At 40.1% G+C, this 23,326-nt stretch carries 22 protein-coding genes; 6 read left to right on the top strand and 16 right to left on the bottom strand.

Features of this window, described 5'->3' with window-relative positions; all coding sequences use genetic code 11:
* Positions 1 to 6 precede the first annotated feature (6 nt).
* From PVK62_RS12140 to gspC, 12 genes are all read right to left on the bottom strand, one after another.
* Positions 7 to 768: a type II secretion system protein N gene (locus tag PVK62_RS12140; protein WP_274444701.1), complete on the bottom strand. Its 762-nt coding sequence runs from the start codon at positions 766 to 768 to the stop codon at positions 7 to 9.
* 2 nt (positions 769 to 770) lie between these two features.
* Positions 771 to 1,256: a type II secretion system protein M gene (locus tag PVK62_RS12135; protein ID WP_274444700.1), complete on the bottom strand. Its 486-nt coding sequence runs from the start codon at positions 1,254 to 1,256 to the stop codon at positions 771 to 773.
* On the bottom strand, positions 1,256 to 2,518 hold the full coding sequence (gene gspL / locus PVK62_RS12130; protein WP_274444699.1) for a type II secretion system protein GspL: 1,263 nt from the start codon (positions 2,516 to 2,518) through the stop codon (positions 1,256 to 1,258). Before gspL ends, PVK62_RS12135 begins: the two co-directional genes overlap by 1 nt.
* The gene (gene gspK, locus PVK62_RS12125) at positions 2,487 to 3,527 is read right to left on the bottom strand and encodes a type II secretion system minor pseudopilin GspK (protein WP_274444698.1); all 1,041 of its coding nucleotides are present in this window, start codon (positions 3,525 to 3,527) and stop codon (positions 2,487 to 2,489) included. The genes gspL and gspK overlap by 32 nt, the downstream gene beginning before the upstream one ends.
* Before the next feature lies 1 nt (position 3,528).
* Positions 3,529 to 4,203 (bottom strand): type II secretion system minor pseudopilin GspJ, encoded by a 675-nt coding sequence (gene gspJ, locus PVK62_RS12120; RefSeq protein ID WP_274444697.1) that lies wholly within the window; start codon positions 4,201 to 4,203, stop codon positions 3,529 to 3,531.
* Positions 4,190 to 4,567, bottom strand: a complete 378-nt coding sequence (gspI, locus tag PVK62_RS12115; RefSeq protein ID WP_274444695.1) for a type II secretion system minor pseudopilin GspI — start codon at positions 4,565 to 4,567, stop codon at positions 4,190 to 4,192. The genes gspJ and gspI overlap by 14 nt, the downstream gene beginning before the upstream one ends.
* Positions 4,557 to 5,159, bottom strand: coding sequence for a prepilin-type N-terminal cleavage/methylation domain-containing protein (locus PVK62_RS12110; RefSeq protein WP_443111775.1), 603 nt, complete (start codon positions 5,157 to 5,159; stop codon positions 4,557 to 4,559). The genes gspI and PVK62_RS12110 overlap by 11 nt, the downstream gene beginning before the upstream one ends.
* Positions 5,160 to 5,184: 25 nt before the next feature.
* Positions 5,185 to 5,637, bottom strand: a complete 453-nt coding sequence (gene gspG / locus PVK62_RS12105; protein ID WP_274444694.1) for a type II secretion system major pseudopilin GspG — start codon at positions 5,635 to 5,637, stop codon at positions 5,185 to 5,187.
* Positions 5,638 to 5,701: 64 nt separating this feature from the next.
* A complete protein-coding gene (gspF, locus tag PVK62_RS12100; protein ID WP_274444693.1) occupies positions 5,702 to 6,919 on the bottom strand; it encodes a type II secretion system inner membrane protein GspF in 1,218 nt (405 codons plus the stop codon).
* On the bottom strand, positions 6,920 to 8,419 hold the full coding sequence (gene gspE / locus PVK62_RS12095; protein WP_274444692.1) for a type II secretion system ATPase GspE: 1,500 nt from the start codon (positions 8,417 to 8,419) through the stop codon (positions 6,920 to 6,922). It abuts the gene before it with no gap.
* A complete protein-coding gene (gene gspD / locus PVK62_RS12090; protein ID WP_443111776.1) occupies positions 8,419 to 10,404 on the bottom strand; it encodes a type II secretion system secretin GspD in 1,986 nt (661 codons plus the stop codon). Before gspD ends, gspE begins: the two co-directional genes overlap by 1 nt.
* 77 nt (positions 10,405 to 10,481) lie before the next feature.
* Complete coding sequence (gene gspC / locus PVK62_RS12085) at positions 10,482 to 11,390, bottom strand: type II secretion system protein GspC (protein WP_443111774.1); 909 nt, start codon at positions 11,388 to 11,390, stop codon at positions 10,482 to 10,484.
* A gap of 279 nt (positions 11,391 to 11,669) precedes the next feature.
* Here gspC and hslR point away from each other — a divergent pair, with 279 nt between their 5' ends.
* The 4 genes from hslR to PVK62_RS12065 all read left to right on the top strand — a co-directional run bounded on the left by hslR (position 11,670) and on the right by PVK62_RS12065 (position 17,107).
* A complete protein-coding gene (gene hslR, locus PVK62_RS12080; RefSeq protein WP_274444688.1) occupies positions 11,670 to 12,071 on the top strand; it encodes a ribosome-associated heat shock protein Hsp15 in 402 nt (133 codons plus the stop codon).
* A 40-nt stretch (positions 12,072 to 12,111) separates the two neighbouring features.
* Positions 12,112 to 12,987, top strand: coding sequence for an Hsp33 family molecular chaperone HslO (gene hslO, locus PVK62_RS12075; protein ID WP_274444686.1), 876 nt, complete (start codon positions 12,112 to 12,114; stop codon positions 12,985 to 12,987).
* A 338-nt stretch (positions 12,988 to 13,325) separates the two neighbouring features.
* Entirely contained in the window at positions 13,326 to 14,951 is a 1,626-nt protein-coding gene (gene pckA, locus PVK62_RS12070; protein ID WP_274444685.1) for a phosphoenolpyruvate carboxykinase (ATP), read from the top strand.
* Between the two features lie 179 nt (positions 14,952 to 15,130).
* On the top strand, positions 15,131 to 17,107 hold the full coding sequence (locus tag PVK62_RS12065) for an AsmA family protein (RefSeq protein WP_274444684.1): 1,977 nt from the start codon (positions 15,131 to 15,133) through the stop codon (positions 17,105 to 17,107).
* A 104-nt stretch (positions 17,108 to 17,211) separates the two neighbouring features.
* Here PVK62_RS12065 and PVK62_RS12060 read toward each other — a convergent pair whose 3' ends face one another.
* A complete protein-coding gene (locus PVK62_RS12060) occupies positions 17,212 to 18,435 on the bottom strand; it encodes an EAL and HDOD domain-containing protein (protein WP_274444683.1) in 1,224 nt (407 codons plus the stop codon).
* A gap of 337 nt (positions 18,436 to 18,772) precedes the next feature.
* Between PVK62_RS12060 and PVK62_RS12055 the strand changes: the two genes are divergently transcribed.
* Positions 18,773 to 19,750 (top strand): alpha/beta fold hydrolase, encoded by a 978-nt coding sequence (locus PVK62_RS12055; RefSeq protein WP_274444682.1) that lies wholly within the window; start codon positions 18,773 to 18,775, stop codon positions 19,748 to 19,750.
* A 121-nt stretch (positions 19,751 to 19,871) separates the two neighbouring features.
* Positions 19,872 to 20,669, top strand: coding sequence for a Cof-type HAD-IIB family hydrolase (locus tag PVK62_RS12050; protein WP_274444680.1), 798 nt, complete (start codon positions 19,872 to 19,874; stop codon positions 20,667 to 20,669).
* Between the two features lie 170 nt (positions 20,670 to 20,839).
* Here the strand turns inward: PVK62_RS12050 and xerC are convergent, their stop codons facing one another.
* From xerC to dapF, 3 genes are read right to left on the bottom strand one after another with little or no spacing between them, the layout of a single operon-like run.
* Positions 20,840 to 21,751 carry a tyrosine recombinase XerC gene (xerC, locus tag PVK62_RS12045; RefSeq protein ID WP_274444678.1) on the bottom strand — a complete coding sequence of 304 codons (912 nt, stop codon included), beginning with the start codon at positions 21,749 to 21,751 and terminating at the stop codon, positions 20,840 to 20,842.
* The gene (locus tag PVK62_RS12040; RefSeq protein WP_274444677.1) at positions 21,744 to 22,445 is read right to left on the bottom strand and encodes a DUF484 family protein; all 702 of its coding nucleotides are present in this window, start codon (positions 22,443 to 22,445) and stop codon (positions 21,744 to 21,746) included. The genes xerC and PVK62_RS12040 overlap by 8 nt, the downstream gene beginning before the upstream one ends.
* Entirely contained in the window at positions 22,442 to 23,272 is an 831-nt protein-coding gene (gene dapF, locus PVK62_RS12035; RefSeq protein WP_274444676.1) for a diaminopimelate epimerase, read from the bottom strand. The genes PVK62_RS12040 and dapF overlap by 4 nt, the downstream gene beginning before the upstream one ends.
* Between the last annotated feature and the right edge of the window lie 54 nt (positions 23,273 to 23,326).

Genomic DNA, 23,326 nt, shown 5'->3' with positions numbered 1-23,326 from the left:
ATTTCCTTACAGACGTCCTGAATAAGTTACTTTATATTGCCCTTTTGCATCAGGCTTGCCTAGCCATTTTAGTTGGCTTCTTAAGCTAGATGGGAAATTTGCTTCAGGTTTGAACCAGCCACTAACCTGATAAGAACGATTTGGATTGAGCACCACATCAAACTGGCTGCCCACATCTTTTGATGATTGCTTACTGATCAAGGTTATCTTGTTATCAACACAAGTAACATCAGCAATGGCTGTATTCGGATCAATGTTACCTAAAGGAGAAATAATCTTACCCGCAGACCAAACCACCTCACCCGTAGCTTGTTTACACCAAGGTTGGCCTTGTTGAAAGTAACTAATATTGACTTCGACTTGCCCTTGTAAAGACACAGGTAATGCCATCGGCACTTTATTCATAATGCTAGCGACAGGAAGTGAGACCACCATATTTTCAGCATACGCCCCTTTGGATACGCTATAGCCGACCGTGCCTTTACCGCGCAACTCTAATTCGCTACCACGACCAAAACGCACCGCAAACACCGCATGCCCCTTTAGTATAGCCATTGGATCTATCTGCCATTGTAATTGTCCATAGTTCACGCGTTGCCACGATAATGAATCAACTTGGCCTTTCCACGGCGTTCCAGATAACCCAGTTAATGCCAACCCTCTGATAGCTGGAGCTTGCTCAACAACCCACTGAATTGGCATATGCAATAATGCACTGGCGGTAAAAAAGGCAGAGAAGACCGTTGCGATTAGTAATTTAAACTTCATGATCACTCTCTACTTAATTGAAGGCGGTTTACTTCAACCATACCTTCTACATCGGTTTTATTTAAATCTAAAAACTGAGCATGAATGCCTTGGGTATCTCTCAAATACGCCAACCAATTAATTAATGAATTAAAAGGCAGGGGTTTAACCCACACCTGCATTTGCTCACCACGAGGTTGCATACGGATCAACTCAATTTTAAATTGGCGAGTACTGCTTGGGATCACTTGATTTATAGGACGATTCGCTACTTGTGCTCCTCCAGATGAGCCACCTCGAAGTGTCACAATCGTATCGGCTTTCTTTTGCACCCAAGTTAATAAACTGCGTTCACTGTTAATCCGATTCTGCGCTAATTCTGCTCGATCATTTAATGGCTTAATACCCCCCCAATAAATAGCAGCAATCAATAACGCAACACTGCCACCACTCACCAAAATTCGTTCTCTTGGTGAGATACTTTGCCACCATGTCATAAAGGCTTTCATTATTTTCTCCTAATAACAATCGCACCAAATACTTGGTTTTGGTTTTTATTCAGTTGGCCTTGCTCAACCTCAAACTTAGCATTTAACTCTGAGGTCAACTTATCAAAATAAGGAAAATCTGACGCACTGGCTTGCAATCGCAGTTCACCTCGTTTGCCATCAAATTTTAGACTTTGTAATTTCACTTGAGGCACTTTTGCTAAGTATGGTGCAAGCTCTGCCATCCAAGCCAATAAATCATCCCCACCCGAACCACCTTGTAAGCGTGCTTCTTCGTTTTTCATTTGAGATTTTAAGTAACTCACCGTTGGTATCTTACGTTTACCAGGGAAGATATCTCTAAAAATTCGTTCGCTTTCAGTTCGAAGCGCAATACTGTGCTGCTCCAGTTTTTGTACTTCAGTAATATGCTGAGCAACAAAAGCCACCATCACTAAACCAAAGGCCAAAATTACTTTCTGCCAGATACGCCAATGCTTGCGCCATGAAGACTGAGGACGATACTTACCACTCAATACGTTCACTTTAGAGCTAAGAGCCCCTTCAGCCAGTAATTGCATCACTAACTCTGGCGCCTCTTTTATATGCTTGGTATTCGCAACGGTAATGTCACAAGGCGAATAACTATGAAGGACATAATTCTTTGAGCCTTCTACATCCTCTATTTCAGTATCTTGCTCTTCCGTATCGGCAACGGATTTAGCGCTATTGGTAACGAGCCCCTCCAATAGCATTGGTAGCCACTCAGATTCCGCAATCGCACCTTGATATTCACTAAAACGCAACAACCATTGTTGATTAAGCTCAACCATGGTCGTTCCATCTTGGTGAAAAGGCAACGCTAATACATCAGGTAAGAAACGTTTAGTTTGAATTCCAGCCTCATTAAGTTGCTCTAACCATTTCACCATTTTTTGATGTTCAACAATGGCAACCTGAGCCATTTTTTTGGTTTTATTCAAAATAACGATATGTAAATCATCGACATCTTGAGCTAAGTCATCTTCAACGATAAAAGGCAGCATCGACGAAAATTGTCGAGCGGCCCCTTCCGGTATCATCACTTCTCGCAATAACACATCACTGCCAGGCAAAAGAGCTGAGACGATACGCTGATCGCTGTATTGCGATAACGATGATAACTCTTCCACAGAGCTTAACTCTCCAGACGCTATCACTTCTTTATTTTCTGGTGACCAGACTATCCATTGAATGGGATCTGATGGCTGACTATTCAGCCTTAGTATCAGATGTTCGCTCATTCATTCCTCCATACTGGCGACGGACAACGTTCACCACCTTTTTATCACTACTGTGTAATAAAGAACGCACACGTACGCGCGAATCTTCTACTAATACTTGAGCATCTAACTCAAAAAACTGACTATCTATCGATAAATACGGTTTTGCTTGTTTGCGTGTATTGGCGTCAACTTGGCTTATTGCCCCTTCCACTAAAAAATCATCAACACTACTCCAACCATCAAAAGGTCTGTTCTCCAATACTTCCCGGGCATTATCTTCGCTCAATCCCGGAGAAAACAAAGCGACTAAAATGTTGGCATTTTCAGGCGCTAAGGTATTTACATTCAAATAAAAATTACTGCTTGGTATTGCACATACTAAAGGTGAAACGGCCTCAACGACTTGAGCTGTTACCCCATTAATGGCTCGCAGCTCACTGGCATCACCAATCCAACCATTTGGCGCTAAGTAGGCCGGTTTAAACGATTGATAAGTACTGTCTTCAACACCCGAGATTGATTGAGCGGTGTCGTTCTCATCCATGAATTCCCAAGTCGAATCCGCAATGACTTCTGCAAGGTAATTTTCAACCTCAACCGACTCTAATAAGTTCATCCATACTTTAACTAAAAATGGACGCTGAGATGGGTCACTACTCGGTTTCACACTGCTCAACGCATTCAAATTAAAACACGCCTGTTTATCTTTCACGCCACCAATGGCTTCGCCATAATCAAGTGGGTAGGTCGTTTCTTCTGTTGCCCATGCTTGGCTCAAATTAATGGTATCACCATCTTTATAGGCTTCTTCGATGCCCGCCTTGGCCAATGCTTCCACTCCTATTGAGTACCAATAAGCCTGTTGATGATTGACTTGATTCTGTGCCCGATGAAACTGAATAAATAAGCGTTCAGACATTTGAGCTGCGATGGTCACCATAATCGCGAGCAGTAACAAAACAACGATCAATGCAACACCTTGTTGCTTTTTTGAACGACACTCTAAGCGCTCTCTTTTATTTCCCATCTCACCCACCTTTATCTTGTGATGAGTCATCGCTTTGGCTTGAGTTTTCTTCGACTTTAAATCCTGAGGTTAAATAGATGCGTTCAACATCACCATAATCTTTAAAAGTAATAATAACCTTAGTGGCTTTCGGTAATTGATTTTTCACATCCCAAATTTTCACCCATTTTTTGCCATCATAAAATTCGAACTTAAGCGCTTCAACCCCATCAATTAACGGGGTAACAACAGGCTTTTGCCCTACAGGAGTATCCGGATAACGCCACCACAAACGCTCAATGACATTTTCAACGAGACGATAACCGACTTTAGTTATCTCTCCACGAGGAAAAGCTTGTTGTGGATTTTTCCATCCTAAACGTACAAATAAAATACCTTGAGATTCAGAGTCCAACAGATACTCATCCGCAGACAATAATTTATCTGTGGCTTTTTCACCATTTGTTCGAAATGGACGAGCTACAATTTGACGAAAATCGTTATCGAGAAAAACCAAGCTGCGTTGAAGTTGCTTAATACGCTCACTCTTTTCTAAGGATAATTCATTACTGCGCTGAACTTGGTTCACCACTTGATACGCTGAAAAACTCAAGGTGGCAAACACCGCAATGGCTACCATCACTTCAATCAGCGTAAACCCTTTGACTGAGCCGCGAGAAAAATTATGGCGCAACATACGTTCGTACCGTGATTAATGAGGATTTTTGATCTTTACTGGTCGATACCGACACATCCACTGACTTTAAAATATCAGAGGTTGTTTTTACCGGAGCGATGGTCCAATACCATGTTTGACCTGCCAACTCTGTTTCACCTTTTTTGGTCGATGTTGGTGGTTTATCTAACATCATCAATGCCATTTGATTATCTACCACCATTCCTGCGAACGTCTTTTCTTCTAAATAACCTAAGGTATTAATATGCTGAGTTACCGATCTTAAAACACTCAAGGCTGCGGTCGCAAAAATAGCAAGCGCCACCAGCACTTCCAATAAGGTCATTCCTTGCTTGGTTTTTCGTAAAGAAAAGTTACTCTTCATCTCGTTCATCTCCCGGAGCAAATAAACGGATCACACCAGACTCATCGGCTTTAACCTCCCACGTTTTATTATCAAGATTACCGTGCTCATTTTCAGGGAAAAAAGTCACCATAAAAGGCGTCACTTCGCCACTCGATAACACCATCACTTGCGGGGGTATTGGTTTTTTGTCTTCTTCGAGATCAGCAAACATCTCTTCATCAAATAAGGATCCCGGTTCAAATAAGCGATCATCATCAGCCCATGCTGAACCACCTAATTCCATCTCAAATTCTACGGATGAGTCATCCATTTTCACTTCAGTAAAAAAGCGGTTTTTCTCAAGAGGCTGCCAGCCATCTACCGTTAACGTCATAAAGCGATATTCTTGTCGCTCTTGATTAAAGTAAATGCCGTAATCCATCCCATTGAGCAAAGCATCTTCATTAAGAAGCTGAACTAACTGATAAAAACGTGAGGCTTGTTCTTCCATTTGGTCATCTTGACTGTCAGGAAGACTCGTTATTACTGCCATCGAACTGACCGATAGTAGTACCAATACCAACATAATTTCGATTAGGGTAAACCCAACCTCACGTTTTATCTTCATCATTGTTTTTATCTATACAATTTATGACTTATTGAAAGTCTTGCATGTTCCAGTTACCAATATCAGCATTTGCACCTTCACCGCCTTCTTGGCCATCTGCTCCTAATGAGAAGATATCAATTGTGCCGTTATCACCAGGACTTAAATATTGGTACTCATTGCCCCACGGGTCATTTGGTAAACGACGAATATAACCATTAGCGCGGTAGTTACGCGGTTCAGGACTTGATGTTGGCTTAGATACTAACGCCTCTAATCCTTGATCTGTGGTTGGATAAACACTGCTATCTAGCTTGTACATATCCAATGAATTTTCTAATGCCACGATATCAGTGATCGCTTTTTGTTGATCGGCTTTCTCTTTGTTACCAAGTAAATTTGGTACGACTACACTGGCTAAAACACCAAGAATAACGATAACAACCATCACTTCTAACAGGGTGAAACCACCTTGTTTACGTTGAGCTGAATTGACTTGCATGGAATGACTCCTGAGATTAAAAATTAATATATTAATAAAATGAAAAAAGGATAGTAACGACTCACTACCCGACTAAATTATTGAGTTCAATGATTGGCATTAATGTCGCGACAACAATGAAAAGCACGATACCGGCCATAAAAACAATCAGTAAAGGTTCAAAAATACCCAGAGCCATATTAACCAGAGATTCAAAGTCACGATCTTGGTTATCAGCCGAACGCGTTAGCATTTGCTCTAATTCACCACTTTGCTCACCACTGGCTATCATATGCAGCATCATTGGTGGAAACAATTTTGTTTGCTCTAACGAAATACGTAAACTCGCCCCTTCACGCACATTATCTGCCGCTTCTAATACCTGCAGCTTAAAGTATTGATTACTCATTACATCTGCTGCGACTTTCATCCCATCCAATAATGGAATCGCACTTGATGTACAGATCGATAACGTACGTGCAAAGCGCGAGGTATTTAATCCACGAACCACCTTGCCAATAACAGGTAATCGTAAGATTTTTTTATCCCACGCTAAACGAAAATGAGGCTTAGTCAGTAACCATTTTACACCAACAATCAATGATACAACGACAATGATAACAACAAGGCCCCAGTTCACTACGAAGTTACTGGCCGCTAATAATACCTCGGTGACAGTCGGTAAGCCTTGTCCCATTTGCACAAATTGATCGACAATTTTAGGAACGACCGTTGCAAGCAAAAAGGAAATCACCGCAATAGCAATTAACGTCAGCATGATAGGATAAATCATCGCTTGCTGTAATTTACTGCGCATCTTTTGACGATTTTCAGCATAATCAGCCAAACGGTTTAACACCGTATCCAAATGGCCTGATTTTTCACCAGCAGCCACCATTGAGCAAAACAGCTCATCAAAGACATGCGGGTAATCAGCAAAGCTTTCTGCTAGCGGATACCCTTCTATCACTTTAGAGCGAACGCCCATTATCATGCTGCGAATATGTGCTTTCTCACCTTGCTCTGCAACGGCTTTTAAACACTCTTCTAATGGCATTCCCGCTTGAACTAAGGTCGCCAATTGGCGAGTGATCAATGATAAATCATTAACACTAATCCCACGTTTGAAACTTAATCCTTGAGAAGCATTCTTTTGCTGCTTTGATTTAGTTTCAATTACTTCAACAGGAATAAGGCCTTGTTCTTTTAAGCGTTGGCGAACTTGGCGCGCATTATCGCCTTCCATGACCCCCTTTTTCTGCTTACCTGTTTTTTCTAGTGCTTTATATTCAAAGGCTGCCATTTACCCTTCCCGAGTGACTCGCATCACCTCTTCCAGTGTTGTGATCCCTTGCTGTACTTTTAATAAACCGTCTTGCTGAATCCCACGAGTGATACTACGAACTTCTTTTTCAATCTCTTGCTCGCCAGCTTCTTTGTGGATCAACTCTTGAACTTTCTCATTTACGACGAGTAACTCATGAATGCCGGTACGCCCACGATAGCCCTTGCCATTACAGTGTTCACAGCCCTTCGGTTTATAAAGAACCAAGCTATCTGAAGCAGATAAGTTAAAGAGTTTTTTCTGCTCGTCATCGGCTTGATAAGGCGTTTTACATTCCTTACATAAAGTTCGAACCAGACGTTGAGCAAGCACACCAAGTAGAGAGGATGAAATTAAGAAAGGTTCAATACCCATATCACGCAGACGAGTGATCGCCCCCACCGCCGTATTGGTGTGAAGTGTCGACATCACTAAGTGACCAGTAAGTGACGCTTGAACCGCGATTTCTGCGGTTTCTAAATCACGGATCTCACCAATCATTACTACATCTGGATCTTGACGAAGAATGGCACGTAATCCACGAGCAAACGTCATGTCTACTTTTGGGTTTACTTGAGTTTGACCAATGCCGTCAATATCAAATTCGATTGGATCTTCTACGGTTAAAATATTCGATTGAGAACTGTCTAACTCCCCTAAACCGGCATATAGCGTGGTCGATTTACCTGAACCTGTTGGGCCAGTAACCAAAATAATGCCATGCGGACGCTTGATGATGTGCTGAAAGTTTTTATGGTTTTCAGCCGACATGCCTAAGCTGTTTAAGTCCAAACGAGTCGCATTTTTATCTAATAAACGCATTACCACACGCTCACCATGGGAAGACGGCATAGTAGAGACACGAACATCAACGGCTCGGCCACCAATACGCAATGAAATTCGACCATCTTGTGGGACGCGTTTCTCCGCGATATCAAGTTTCGACATGACTTTTACGCGCGAAACTAACAGTGGTGCCAACTTACGGCTTGGACTCAATACATCACGCAAAATGCCATCGATACGGAAACGGATCGACAGGACTTTTTCAAAGGTCTCTATATGTATATCTGATGCGCCTTCTTTGATCGCCTCACCTAACATAGCATTGATCAATTTAATAATTGGCGCATCATCTTCTGATTCCAATAAATCATCATTATCGGGCAGCTCTTCTGCCAATGAGAAGAAATCATCATTATCAGCACCAATATCTTCCATCAACTGTTGCGCTTCTGATGAATTACGTTGGTATACTTGAGTGACCTTAGTATCAAACTCTTCTTTGGTTAATTGAATTAACGAAAAGCCGGAGTTGCATACTCGACGAATCTCACATAGCACCATTGGCGAAGGAACCACTGCATAATACAGTATCCAACCTTCAGAGCTTGTTTCTATAACAACCGAATGCCTTTTTGCAAAAGAAAAAGGCAAACGCAGCATTACTGGAGAATCAGGAAATAAGGGGCCTGCCATTATTTTTCCTTCTCTTCACTAAATTGTTCGTAGAACGCCTGGATCTCTGCCGGATGATTAATATCTTTACCAAATTTAGGTAATACCGGAATGTGGGCATCATCCATCAATTTCAAACCTTTCTCCGCGTTATACAATTGCTCTGCTCGAATGTAGTTATATTTACGTTGAGTGATCCCATCAGCCGTCATGCCATCACGAATAATGGTTGGCTTGATGAAGACCATCAAATTCTTCTTCTCAACTTGCGTACTGGTTGATTTAAATAGGTAGCCTAAGATAGGTATATCACCTAAGAAAGGAACTTTTGATTCACTCTCTAGTGCCCTCTCATCAACCAAACCACCAAGAACAAGCATCTTGCCATCTTCAACCATCACAGACGTATTTAGCTGGCGCTTAGCAAAACGCACATCCACGGCACCATTAGCACCCAATACGTTAGAGACTTCTTGCTCGATATCTAAACGAACTGAATTACCTTCATTGATTTGTGGTACAACTTTAAGCTTGATACCAACTTCTTTACGATCAACCGTTTGGAATGGATTATCATTATTTGAACCTGATGTCGCTCCCGTTAATACTGGAACTTCTTCACCGACAATAAATGACGCTTCACCATTATCCATTACGGTAATGCTCGGTGACGACAGAATATTACTGTTTGAATCTGTTGATACGGCAGTAATCAATGCAGCCCAATCCCCCATCATGACACTAACCGCCGCACCTTGAACGCCGCCTAATGCTGAAGCTAGCGCGGTATAATCACCTTCTTCTGTTATGTCTTTATAACCCGTTTGATTACCCGCTGAATCGTAAATTTTCTCAGTGGTTGTTGACCCTTTTGCCTCTTCCAACCCCACCATAGTGGCACCAATCGATGCACCTGTGTTGCTGTATTGGATCATCGCACCAGTTTCTAGATTACCCCATTGCACACCAAGGTTGATGCCATCACCTTCAGCAAGTTCAACAATCAATGCTTCAATTAATACTTGAGCACGACGAATATCTAGTTGAGCAATAACATCCTTCACCGCACGCATTACATCTGGCGGCGCAGTAATAACTAAGGCATTGGTGTCAGCATGAGCAGAGATCATCACATCACTACGATTATTCGCCCCCCCTTTTTGAGCACCTCCTTTGCCTGCCGTTAAGTTATCTGAAACTCCTTTTAATACATCAACTAAATCTTCTGCTTTGGCATAACGTAAATAAACAACTTGGTTATTACCTTTACTCGCCATTTCAACATCAAGTTGATTAATTAATTTTTTAAGGCGATTACGTACTTTTGGGTCTCCCGAAATAAGAATCGAGTTAGTACGCTCATCCGCAACCAATTTAGGCTGTAAAAAGGCAGGGGTATTTTTAGCTTCTGTGGTTTTATTTAGCGCATCGACAATCCGCACCATTTCTGCAGCGGATGCATTTTGTAAATCAACCACTTCAATTTCTTTATCGCCAGCTTGGTCAACACGTTCAATAATTTCAGCCAAGCGATTCACAACTGCCGCACGGCCCGTGATCATGATGATATTGGCAGGGTCATAATGAACAACGTTACCGGCACCCGCATTATCATTAAGTTGACGTAGCAGAGGAGATAACTCACGAACAGAGACATTACGTACCGCAATAACACGAGTAATTACCGCATCACCCGTAATGTTGTCTTTTGCACCAAGTACTGGAACGGCTGAGGTTTTTGCGTCTTTATCTTTAATGACTTTTAAAATACCACTGTCCATCTCTACAACAGCGTAACCATACACTTCAAGTACACTTAAAAAGAACTGATAGTATTGCTCTTCATTTAATAAGTCATAGCTACGAACATCCACTTTGCCACGAACAGAGGGATCTACAATAATGGTCTTTTCTAAGTTTCGACCCACAATATTGATGAACTCTTGAATATCAGTTCCTTTAAAGCTAGCACTAAAGTCATTTGCGATAGCCGATGTCCACATCATGCTGCCCGCAAGTAATAAGGATCCCTTGCCTATCCACTTTTTCACAATATACCCTTATTCATTTTCTTATTTACCCGTTATAAACCGATAAAAATGTCATGTAGTTGGCCGTTACGCTGAACGGTTAAATTAAGCTCTGTCATTTCTGACATATTTTTCCACAATGTACTCATTGCGGCAGGATCGGTTAAATCAATCCCATTTAAACTGGTCGCTATATCACCTGGCTTAAGGCCAACTGAATCAAATAATTTGCGATCTTTACCTGGATTAACACGATACCCTGTAATCTTTCCATTATCAGACACTTGAGAAAGACGAATGTATTTCAATACCGATTGCGGATTTTTAGCCATTTCTCTACGAATATTATCGAGTTCATCTTGATTAGAGTTTTGACGATTATTTCCCAACACGGTGCCAGTACTACCCGTACTATTTCTCTCCGTTGATATTTTAGTGTACTCAATACCTTCTAACATTAAGGTTTCATCACGACCATTATTAGAGATAATTATACGATCGACAATGATCGCTTTTACGGTTGCACGCGTTCCATCAATCGTCTCATCAATACCGTACGTATTCTGTTTTCCTCGATTCGCAATAACCGCTAAACTCAGTATAGGATTAGAACTGGAAACCACTCCTGCTAAGGTTAAATTTAAGCGAGTCTTAGGGGCATCTTTCACTTCAACTACTTTTGGTTTTTCGACTTTTTTCTCTGCATTAAAGCGCCCAAATACTTGGCCATTTAATAAACCAGATAAAGAGTCATCCCCGTTTTTCTTTTGTGTATTCGCGGCAACCACAGTTTTAGGCTGCCATTGAGAAACTGAAGCTTGAGGAGCAAGCATCGACCAAAAGAGAGAGCCAAAAATCCACGCAAAACAAGCAACCAACACAACAGTTAAACTTTTAGATATCGTAGATTGATATACCGACCAATATTGAGAAATTTTTTCTATTTTCATATTAGCTATCATTAGGCTCAGAGCTTCCTTTCTATGTTACAAAGTCAATTAAACAGTTGATGTCTGTATGAATTATAAAATATCGCGGCATAATTACCGAGAATAATGTCGTTTTATTGAATTACTCGCAGCCATATCACGAAATTAAAGAGGGTAACTCGTTATTAGAGCATTATTTCTCATTAATGACTCTAGTTGCTTATGAATTTTGATTAATTCTCCTCAAAAGATTGAAAAAAAAATTCCTGACACCATTAAATAAGCAGAGAAGTAAGACATTAGGTAGACATAATGAGTTCAAAATCTAATACCAACGATGGCATCAGACTCGATAAATGGCTCTGGGCTGCTCGTTTTTACAAGACTCGCTCTATTGCGAGAAACATGGTTGATGGCGGTAAAGTTCATTATAATGGCCAACGAGCTAAACCAAGTAAATTAGTAGAAGTTGGTGCAGAAGTTAAACTTCGCCAAGGCAACAATGAAGAAATCGTCGTGGTTATTGAAATTCTTTCAGATCAACGTCGCGGTGCCCCTGTTGCACAAACGCTTTATAAAGAAACGGAAAGTAGCATTAAGCAGCGTGAAGAGAATGCAAAATTACGCAAACTCAATTCACTTGGCAGTCCACATCCTGATAAACGTCCAGATAAAAAACAGCGACGTGATATCATGAGATTCAAGCAACAATAATCACCGACAACAACCCTTAATACAATTGCTGGAGTATTTCATGGCAAATAACATATTGCATCGTTACCTATTTGAAGATTTATCTGTTCGTGGTGAACTTGTTCAATTAGATGATGCTTACCAACAAATCATTTCTAGCAAGGAATACCCTAAAGCAGTACAAAACCTTTTGGGTGAGCTATTAGTTGCAACCACACTACTCACTGCAACATTAAAATTTGAAGGCTCAATTACCCTTCAACTTCAAGGTGACGGTCCTGTTTCTCTTGTGGTAATTAATGGCGATAACGATCAAAAAGTTCGTGGTGTCGCTCGCTTTGATGGCCAAATTTCTGATGATGCCACACTGCACCAATTAATGGGTAAAGGTTACCTAGTTATTACTATCGCACCAAAAGATGGTGAGCGCTACCAAGGGGTTGTTGCACTTGACGGTAAGGATTTAGCCGCTTGTTTTGAAGGTTACTTTGAGCGTTCTGAGCAATTAAAAACTCGCCTATGGTTACGCCTAGGTGAATTTGAAGGCAAACCTCATGCCGCGGGTATGCTACTGCAAGTTATGCCTGACGGTACTGGCTCTGCAGATGACTTCGAACATCTAGAACAACTGACTGATACCATTAAAAACGAAGAGCTATTTGGCCTAGAAGGCGAAGACGTTCTATACCGTTTATACAACCAAGATAAAGTGCAATTATTTGAACCTCAACATGTTGAGTTCTTCTGTGGTTGTTCTCGTGAGCGCAGCGCAGGTGCAATCGTTACGATTGAAAGAGCTGAAGTTGATGACATCGTAAAAACAGAAGGCAAAGTCTCTTTGCATTGTGATTACTGTGGTACAAGCTACGACTTTGACAGCATCGATGTGGCGAATATTTTTGAAGATGCGACAAAAGGTAATGATACTGTTCATTAATTTTCCATCTAGAATAAGTTACTTATTTTGTCGAAAAGCCAGCCATTAGGTTGGCTTTTTTTATAACTAAATTTGATATCAAACACCTTTTTAATTCCACTTATCCACACTTAATTTTGCTTAAATAATAATCAATCACATCTAGCGCAAACGATTTCTTTAAGAGTAGAATAGGACTATTGCTATTTTGTGATGGCGATTAAATAATCACTACTACTTTGTGGTTAATTTATGATTCATCTCCCTGTTTTCAATTTACCGCATTGTTAGCATGATTAGCAGAAGACAAATAATTAGAAATATTAGAAATCCCTACAAAATTCCTTTAAGGAGCTCCTATGACTGTTATGGAACATAAAAAGGCTGCACAGCTCGATCTTACTCAACATGGTCTAACTAATGTTACTGATGTTCTACGTAACCCAAGTTATGATCAATTGTTCGAAGAAGAAACACGTCCTGACCTAGAAGGTTATGAGCGTGGTGTAATGACAGAGCTTGGCTCAGTTGCGGTAGATACTGGTATTTTTACTGGCCGTTCACCAAAAGATAAATACATCGTAAAAGATGACACGACAAAAGAGACACTGTGGTGGTCTGATCAAGGTAAAAACGACAATAAAGCTATTACTCCAGCAGTTTGGGATGATCTAAAAGCCCTAGTCACAGAACAACTCTCTGGTAAGCGCCTATTTGTTATTGACGGTTATTGTGGTGCAAACCCTGATACTCGTTTGAGTGTTCGAGTGATTACGGAAGTGGCATGGCAAGCACATTTCGTAAAAAACATGTTCATTCGTCCAACAGAAGAAGAGCTAGCAACGTTTGAACCTGATTTTGTGGTAATGAACGGCGCGAAAGTCACAAACCCTAATTATGAAGCACAAGGCCTAAACTCTGAAAACTTTGTCGCCTTCAACCTAACAGAACGTGTTCAAATTATCGGTGGTACTTGGTACGGCGGTGAAATGAAAAAAGGCATGTTCGCAATGATGAACTATCTTCTTCCACTAAAAGGGATTGCATCAATGCACTGCTCTGCCAATGTAGGTAAAGAAGGTGATGTCGCGGTATTCTTTGGTTTATCAGGTACAGGTAAAACCACGCTTTCAACCGATCCAAAACGCCAACTCATTGGTGATGACGAACACGGTTGGGATAATGACGGTATCTTCAACTTTGAGGGGGGTTGTTACGCAAAAACAATTCGCCTATCTAAAGACGCTGAACCTGATATTTTCAACGCAATTCGCCGTGACGCTCTACTTGAGAACGTAACTGTTCGTAGTGACGGCACCATTGATTTCGATGATGGTTCTAAAACTGAAAACACTCGTGTTTCTTACCCAATTTATCACATCGATAATATTGTTAAGCCAGTATCAAAAGCAGGCCATGCAAATAAAGTTATTTTCTTAACCGCAGATGCATTTGGTGTTCTACCTCCTGTAGCAAAACTAACACCAGAACAAACTAAGTACCACTTCCTATCAGGCTTTACCGCTAAGTTAGCCGGTACTGAACGTGGTATTACTGAGCCGACACCAACGTTCTCAGCAGCATTTGGCGCGGCGTTCTTAACACTGCACCCAACACAATACGCCGAAGTTCTTGTAAAACGAATGGAAGCCGTTGGCGCAGAAGCCTACATTGTTAATACCGGTTGGAATGGCACAGGTAAACGTATCTCTATCCAAGATACTCGTGCAATTATTGATGCGATTTTAGATGGCTCAATCGACCACGCTAAAACCAAAAACATTCCAGTCTTTAACCTAGAAATACCAACATCACTACCAGGCGTTGATACCTCAATCTTAGATCCTCGCGATACTTACACTGACCCACTACAATGGGACAGCAAAGCAGAAGATCTAGCTCAACGCTTCATTAAAAACTTTGCTCAATACACTGATAATGACGAAGGTAAGGCGCTAGTTAAAGCTGGCCCTCAACTTAACTAGGTTATCTAGTAAATACATTTATAAATTCAAGCCTTTCCATTGTGAAGGGCTTTTTTATGCAATCAGTTCAAACAACAGTGCAAAACAGTGATTACCTCTAAGTAAACCGTCACAATAACTTGATTGCATTTGGTTTTTACTCCACTCTTTCTATTCCTATTTTTCTTTTGGAGTTAACAATGTACACCACACTGAAAAGCCTGGGTTGGCTTATCTCTTTTTGCCTGCTACTTGTGGTCGCATTTTTATCCCTTTTGCATACACCTTACGCACAGCCGGTATTAACCCCTCTTATCAATAAAATCACTAACCAAAAAATCACTTTTGGTGATATTGATTATTCGATTCAATCTCCTTTACATCTGACGCTCTCTGACGTCATCGTTGTTCAAGAAGATCACTCATTGCAGATCCAACAGCTTGGTTTCTGGCTTTCTCAACACCCAATACAAAAAGGAAAATTGGCTTTTGATAGCATCAAAATTGATGGCTTAAGTTTGCAAGACGGACTTCCAACAAATAAAGGGATGAATTGGTTCTCCATACAACAATTAAGCATTTCTAACTTAGATTTTGCTAATGAGGAGCTCGTGCTTCGTGACGCACAAATCCAACTCACCAATTGGTCAGTACAAGATAATACGGCAATTCCTTTTGAAGGCAGTTTTCAATTTTCAACACAGCAATTGTATTGGCAAGGCGAAGCACTTAATGATGTATTAATCGATGGCTATTACAGCGAAAATTACACCGCTTTACATGGTCTTTCTTTTATTTGGCGAGACAGTACGATTACCGCTCAAGCAGAACTAAAAGAAAATACCTTATGGGCTATCCCTCAATTTACGCTACGTAATTTTAATTTAGAATCTGATAATGCAGACATAATAGGAAAACCATTAAATTGGTTAAATCAACAAGGTTTCACCTACCAATTTGAGCGTATTGATTTACTAGACATTAATGTGGCATTGCCCCAATTTAGCGTGAATAATTTAAGTTTATCTGCTGAAAATGTACTGCTTCCTTATCATTTGTGGCAACAAAGCGAGGCTGCGATTTCCTTTAACGCAGATAGCGTGATTTGGAACCAACACCTTATTGAAAACCCAATTATTAATTTAACCCTTAATGGTAAAAAAGCAGACATCACTAACCTGTCTTTCGATATCTTTGATGGCAATATTCAGCTTTCAGGGCAGGTAGCTCCAAATGCCATTAACCTAAAAACCTTTACTGCAGAACAAGTGAAATGGATCATCACTGATGAGGAAACCCAAGCATTTAACCAATATATAAAGCAGTTAATCGAAGTAAAAGTAGCGAAAATAGATCTCAATAATACTCAGCTGATCCAATTAAATAGTCTTTACCCTTACCAATTATCAGGCGTAAATGTTGAAGGTAATGATCTCGATTTATTACGCGATACACAATGGGGGTTATGGGATGGTAAGCTTTCAATTAGCGCCTCTAATGCAAGCTTCAATTACTTGTTAAGTCAGCAATTATTGATAGAAATGAATACAGTAAATGGATTATGGTCAATCGAACGTGCGCTACTTCCTTTACCCGAAGGGCTTATTGGCTTTACTGGTAGCATTCAATTAATGCAAGACAGTCAACCTTGGCAACTTGAGGCGTATGGCGATGGGTTACCCGTTAGTTATCTTAGTCATTTTTTCTCAAACCCAATCCCTCTTGATGGGCTCGCTGAATTCACTTTTAATGGCAATGGATTAGCCGTCAATAGAGACAGCTTTAACTACAGTTTTAATGGTGAGCTGAATGTTAGCCCAAGAGAAATGATCACAACAAAGACAGCCAAAGAATTGTGGCAATATAAGTTAGGATTAATTCCAGAGAACGATCATCCTAACGCCTCCCTCGAGACGAAAGAAAAGAGCCAAGAAAAAACACCAGTGACGCAATATCCAATACATATTGATCCAATCACAGTTACAGCAAACCGTGGGCGCATTACTATTGAACCGATTATGATTACTGGGGAAGGTTTTAACTACAACATTGAAGGAGATTATGATTTAGTAAACCCAGAACAAGCAGAAGCCATCACTTCAATTACACAAGAGTGCCACCAAATAAAACAAAAACTGTTCTCTGAAGAAGTCCATATCATCAACTATTGTCAATAATCACAATCAGTACTTCTGACAATAAAAAGCCCCACTAAATACAGTCCTTACGACAGTAAGCGATGCACTTAATGGGGCTTTTTATTCTAGCTTAGATTCTATGGCTAGTTAGATTGGCATGAGATCATTCGATACCATTTCTCTGCATCTTGATACGTTTTCTCTACGGTTTTTGGAGAGAATCCAAGCAGTCGACTGGTTTGATCGATACTTTTCCAATCCCCTTTATCAATACTTTCATACAGCTCTAGCATAGAACCTAATAAGCCTTCTCTGAGCAGGATAGCTTGTTCTATTTCTCGAGCTAATGATAACTGCTCTAAAACATCATCAATCTTACGATCGAGCAAGGCATCAAGCAGAGAGAATAATCCAACAATAAATGCTTGTTGTCCTGGAGTACCATTTTGAATACGGCAAATCATCAACTCACAAAAACGCCCTTTAACTAAAGATTGTTTATACAATTCCTCGGGCTTATTGATCGCAGCATGTGCCGTAGCAACCAAGGTCACAAACATTTTTATTTGTTCTTCTCCAAGATAAACTAATGCTTGTTTAAATGATGAAATGGGATTTTCAAGTCGTACTGATGTTGTATTTACAAACTTCAATAGCTGGTAAGATAAAGAGACGTCTTGTGCAATCAACTGCTCTATTCGAGAGAAATCCACGTCTTCACAACACACTTCCTGATATAGCTGCATCGTAAGAAGTTCTTCTGGTTTTACAACGCGGTTTTTAATGATTTCCGGTTTACTAAAAAAGTAACCCTGATAAAAATGGAAACCGGCGTCAAATACCTGCTGAAACTCATCATTAGTCTCAATTCTTTCTGCTAAATAATGTCGCTTGCATCCCTGTCGCTTACGTTGTTTAACGTATTCACACGCCACATCAATGCCTAATTGCATAATGTCTAGCTTAACGATATGTGAATAAGGTAAAAAACGGTCCCATGCCGCATCTAAACTAAAATCATCCAACGCAATAATATACCCCATTCGATGCAAATGCTTAATCGCACTAAATAACTCATCATTAGGGGTACAGGTTTCTAATACTTCGACGACAATTTTTCGCTTAGGAAATGCCGTCGGAACCAAAGATATTAATGACTCTTGGGGGAAATTTATAAAACTACGAGGAGATTCTAGCGCAGGGTTACAACCTGTCGACATAAAGTTTTCAACTAGTAGACGACTCGTTGCTTGATTTGCTTCTATATTAGGAAACGCATTACTTTCACCGTCACGAAAAAGTAGTTCGTAGCCTATCGTTTGTTTCTTCCGACTCAGGATCGGTTGTCGGGCAACGTATGCATACATAACTTAAAAGCGATATCCTGTTACAAGTACAAATGTCATAAAGATAATTATCGGCATAATCATCATATTCTTAAGAAAAAGAACGACAAATGGTAATTTGATTTATATACATAATAATCGAATAGCATAAGAAAAAACATACATTTGCTTAATTAATATGCAAGAAATAGTCAGAATGTGCGATTACTTCTGTAGACGTTACATAACAGTTGCGAATAAGAGATTTCGTCCTTTTTCTTAAAGTAACAAAAGAAGGATAAACCTTGAATTCTTCAACTTAAGTTTTCTTGGTATATAATATCCACAACCCATTATTTACTGTCATGTTGTAAGCCTAATGAAAGAGACCGCCTTTACTCAAGAATCACATTACCTTGAAACCATGAAAAATCACGTTACTCCTTTTTGGGAAAAACGCCAACACGGATTTTATCAAGGTGAAAAAGCAACACAACTGCATTGGGTAAGTTTTACCAGTCCAGCCAACCGCAAAGCTATCATGGTCGTCAACGGACGCATTGAAAGTGTTCATAAATACCAAGAGCTATTTTATGACCTTTTCGGTCAGGGTTATGATATCTATTCCTTTGATCACCGAGGACAAGGCCTGTCTGATCGACTAACTGATAATCAAGATATTGGGCATATCGAAGACTTCAATGATTATATTCTCGATCTAAACAACATGACTCAATACCTAATTACACCTAAAGACTACCAAGATTGTTATTTACTTGGCCACTCTATGGGCGGCGCGATTGCCACTCAATATGTAGAGACTCACTCACACCCATATTCAGCAATGGCATTAAGCGCACCAATGCACGGTATTCATATTCAGCCTTGGTTAAAACCGATTGCAGGGCCAATAAGTCACTATTTAAGTCGTTGGACTTCACGGCCCTCTTACGCTTTAGGGCAAACTCCCTATCATGAAAAACCCTTTTTAGATAACACATTAACCACCTGTGAAGTTCGCTATCAATGGTTCCGTGAATTATACAACCTGAAGCCTGAGCTGCAGATCGGTGGACCAAGTAATCACTGGGTAAATCAAAGTTTAAAAGGGGCAAAACTCTGCGTCGAGCAAGCCGCTTCTTGCTCTGTGCCTACGTTATTACTTCAGGGGGAAAGCGACCGTATTGTGGATAATAATGCTCATGTCGATTTTCAAAAAAAAGCCCCGCATTGCCAATTAATCTCGATTAAAAAAGCGAAACATGAATTACTTTTTGAATCCGATAGTTGCCGCAATCAAGCGCTCTCTGAAATCCTTAATTTTTTCCAACAACATAACTCATCATCAGAAATATAATGCCTTACTAAAGTAAAAAGAGGAAAAGCAATATTGTTATCTTTACCCTCTTTTTTCTTTATAAAGTGGCGTAAACTAAACTCAGTTATTTTTTGAATCTATTCTTTATTTCTGAGGCTTTATGATTACTATCGTTGCATCTGATCTTGACGGCACACTACTGACTCCTGAACACAAAATTGCAGACTTCACTAAAAAAACACTACATAAACTGCACCAACAAGACCTGACCTTTATTTTTGCAACGGGCCGTCATCACATTGATGTCGGTAATATTCGTAAAGATGTCGGCATCCCGGCTTATATGATCACTTCTAACGGCGCTCGTGTTCATGATGCCGATGACAATCTTATTTACAGTAAAAACTTACCTGAACATTTAGTTCCACAAGTATTAAACCTGCTAAAAAATGATGACTCTTTATCTATTCATATGTACTCAGACGATAAATGGTTTATCCACCAAGAAAATGAAGAATTAAAAAAATTCCACGACAGTGGTTTTACTTACACTTTATTTGATGTTGAAAACCCACCGGTTGAAAACATGGCAAAAATTTTCGTAACCATGCCAGAGCATGAATATTTGGTGCAATATGAAACGAAGCTAAAAGCACAATTTGGCGATCAATTAATGGTCGCTTTCTCAACCCCTTGGTGCTTAGAGGTGATGGCCTCAGAAGTCTCTAAAGGCGCTGCATTAGAAGCCGTTGCTAAGTTACTTGGTAAAACATTAGATAACTGCATCGCGTTTGGTGATGGCATGAATGATTATGAAATGCTGCATATGGCTGGTAAAGGGATCGTGATGGGAACATCGCATGAGAAAGTAAAAAAAGCCCTGCCAAATAATGAAGTTATCGGCTCATCTGCCGACGAAGCCGTTGCTCATTACTTAGAAAACCTATTATTAAAATAAGCGTATAGACTATTTGGCCCACCATAGGCTAAATGGTTAACTGTTTTTTAAAAACAAATAGTTAGCTAAGTTCACAGTGAAAACAATCAAACCTAAAAAAGCCAGATACGTAATAATACGCATCTGGCTTTTTTATACTTGATATCAATCTAGATACTCAGTTGAACAACTTATTTTTTCTTCGCTCTTGGGTGCGCTTGGTCATACGCTTGAGCAAGATGTTGAAAATCTAAATGGGTATAAATTTGTGTAGTAGAAATATTTTCATGCCCAAGTAACTCTTGAACGGCACGTAAATTACCACTCGATTCAAGCATGTGAGTTGCAAATGAGTGACGTAATTTATGCGGGCTAATATGACTATTGACCCCTTGTTTCATTCCCCACTCAGCCATGCGTTTTTGCACATTTCGATGCGAAATACGAACGCCCAATTTAGAGACAAATAATCCAGGCTCTTCTGGTTTTGCTAATTGATTTCGAACTTGTAACCAATGTCCTAACCACTCTTTCGCTTGACCCGAAAAAGGCACTTTACGTTCTTTATCGCCTTTACCAATAACTCGTAATTCACCTTGGCGTAATTGAATATCACGAACATCAATGCCCACCAATTCAGCCAAACGTAAACCAGCACCATACATCAGTTCCATCATGGCACGATCACGAATCGATAATGGATCATCTTCCTTAACTTCAAGTAACTGACCCATCTCATCCACATCAATATTTTTTGGTAATGGACGAGATTTACGAGGCGCAGAAACCCCTTTAGCAGGGTTGGCCGTTAATATGTTACGCAATACAAGAAAATCAAAAAAACTGCGCAATGAAGATAATCGAGTGGATAAGCTACTCGCTTTCAATCCTTCTCGCATGCCTTTACTGGTAATTTGACGTACCCAACCCGCATCGACGTCTTGCCAAGACTCTACGCCTAACTCAACCAGTTGCTCAGCAATCGTGGTGAGTTGGCGCTTATAACTGCGTTGGGTATAGATACTTAAGCCTTTTTCATTACGTAAGAATTCATAAAAGGCGTCAAGATGTTTGGAATATTGGAGAGGAAGTACATCACTCATGAGAAGATTTCGACCATTGCATTAATAAATAATGAAAAACACTAACTAGCTGTTCTAAAAATAAGGTATCCATATTGGGTTCAAAATGCCGGCCATCACGACTAGCAAACGCCATTACCCCAATAGGTTGAGATTGACCTAATGGAAGGATAGCAAACGAGCCTAATTCAGCGCTTGAATGGTCAAGCCCGCCATAGGCCAATAAGCTATCACGCTCAGCCTTACGTAAGCGACCTAAATACGCAGAGTGTCCATTCAAAAACTTTTTAATAAAATTATCAAGTGCGGTTTTATCCACATGATACTTAGGATGTGAATGATCAATGATTTTAATATGCGCGGTTAGATCTAGAGAAAGTGCTTTTTGCTCGATAATTTTTGCCGCTTGAGAAAAATTCTCACACAGTAATAATTGTTTTTGTATATTAGCAAAATCATGAAACAGACGATCGTTTTTTGCGGCCAATGACATTAGTTGAGTAATTTCTTCTTCTAAGTCACCAATGCGAGCACGCAATTTACTGACTTGCACTTCAACTAAAGACACCACACCACGCTCAGGCGTATCGACTTTAATTCGCCCAAGTAACTCTGGATGCTGCTGAAAAAAATCAGGATGGTCCATTAAAAATTGAGCAACAACGTCTTCAGTTAGTTGAGTGGGTTGCGGCTCGATTAATGTTACATTATTCATATTGATAATTGACCATCATAAACATGGGTTGCAGGACCAGTCATAAACAACGGGTAACCAGGACCTTTCCATGAAATCTGTAAATCGCCGCCAGGCAGAGAAACGTTAACGTCTTCACCTAATAATTCTTGCATGATACCAATAGCAACCGCACCACATGCGCCACTTCCACACGCTTGAGTTTCACCAGCACCACGCTCATAAACACGTAGTTTCACTTCATTCGATGAAATAATTTCCATAAAACCGGCATTAACACGATCAGGAAAACGTTCGTGCCCTTCAACTAACGGACCATATTTATCAACGTCATAATTATCAACATCATCAACTACTGTGACACAATGTGGATTACCCATACTTACCGCACCACAGAAAAGTGTTTTATCTTCTGCTCGCAATAAATAGGTTTTCTCCGCTTGAGTGGCTTTAAATGGAATTCTATTTGGTTCAAACACTGGCTCACCCATGTTTACCGTTATTTGATCATCATCTTCCACTTTTAACGTCATTTTGCCTTTTTTGGTACTGACCGAAATACTGATTTTATTGGTTAAGCCTTTCATTCGAACAAAGCGTGCAAAACAGCGAGCGCCATTACCACATTGCTCTACCTCTGTACCATCTGCATTAAAAATACGATAGTGAAAATCAGTTTCAGGATCATAGGGCGCTTCAACCACCAATAGCTGGTCAAAACCAATACCACGATTACGATCCGCTAAGCGACGGATTAAATCTGGTGAAAAGAAAATATTTTGAGTTAAGCAGTCAACCACCATAAAGTCATTGCCAAGCCCGTGCATTTTAGAAAAATGAAAGTGCATAGTTGTTCTTCTTTTTTATATTTTAGGTTGAATACCAAAAGAGCAAGTAACGTT

The sequence above is a fragment of the Aliivibrio sp. S3MY1 genome (assembly GCF_028765575.1).
GTDB lineage: Bacteria > Pseudomonadota > Gammaproteobacteria > Enterobacterales > Vibrionaceae > Aliivibrio.
The sequence above is the reverse complement of the archived record's forward strand: the minus strand, read 5'-3'. Positions and strand labels throughout refer to the sequence as shown.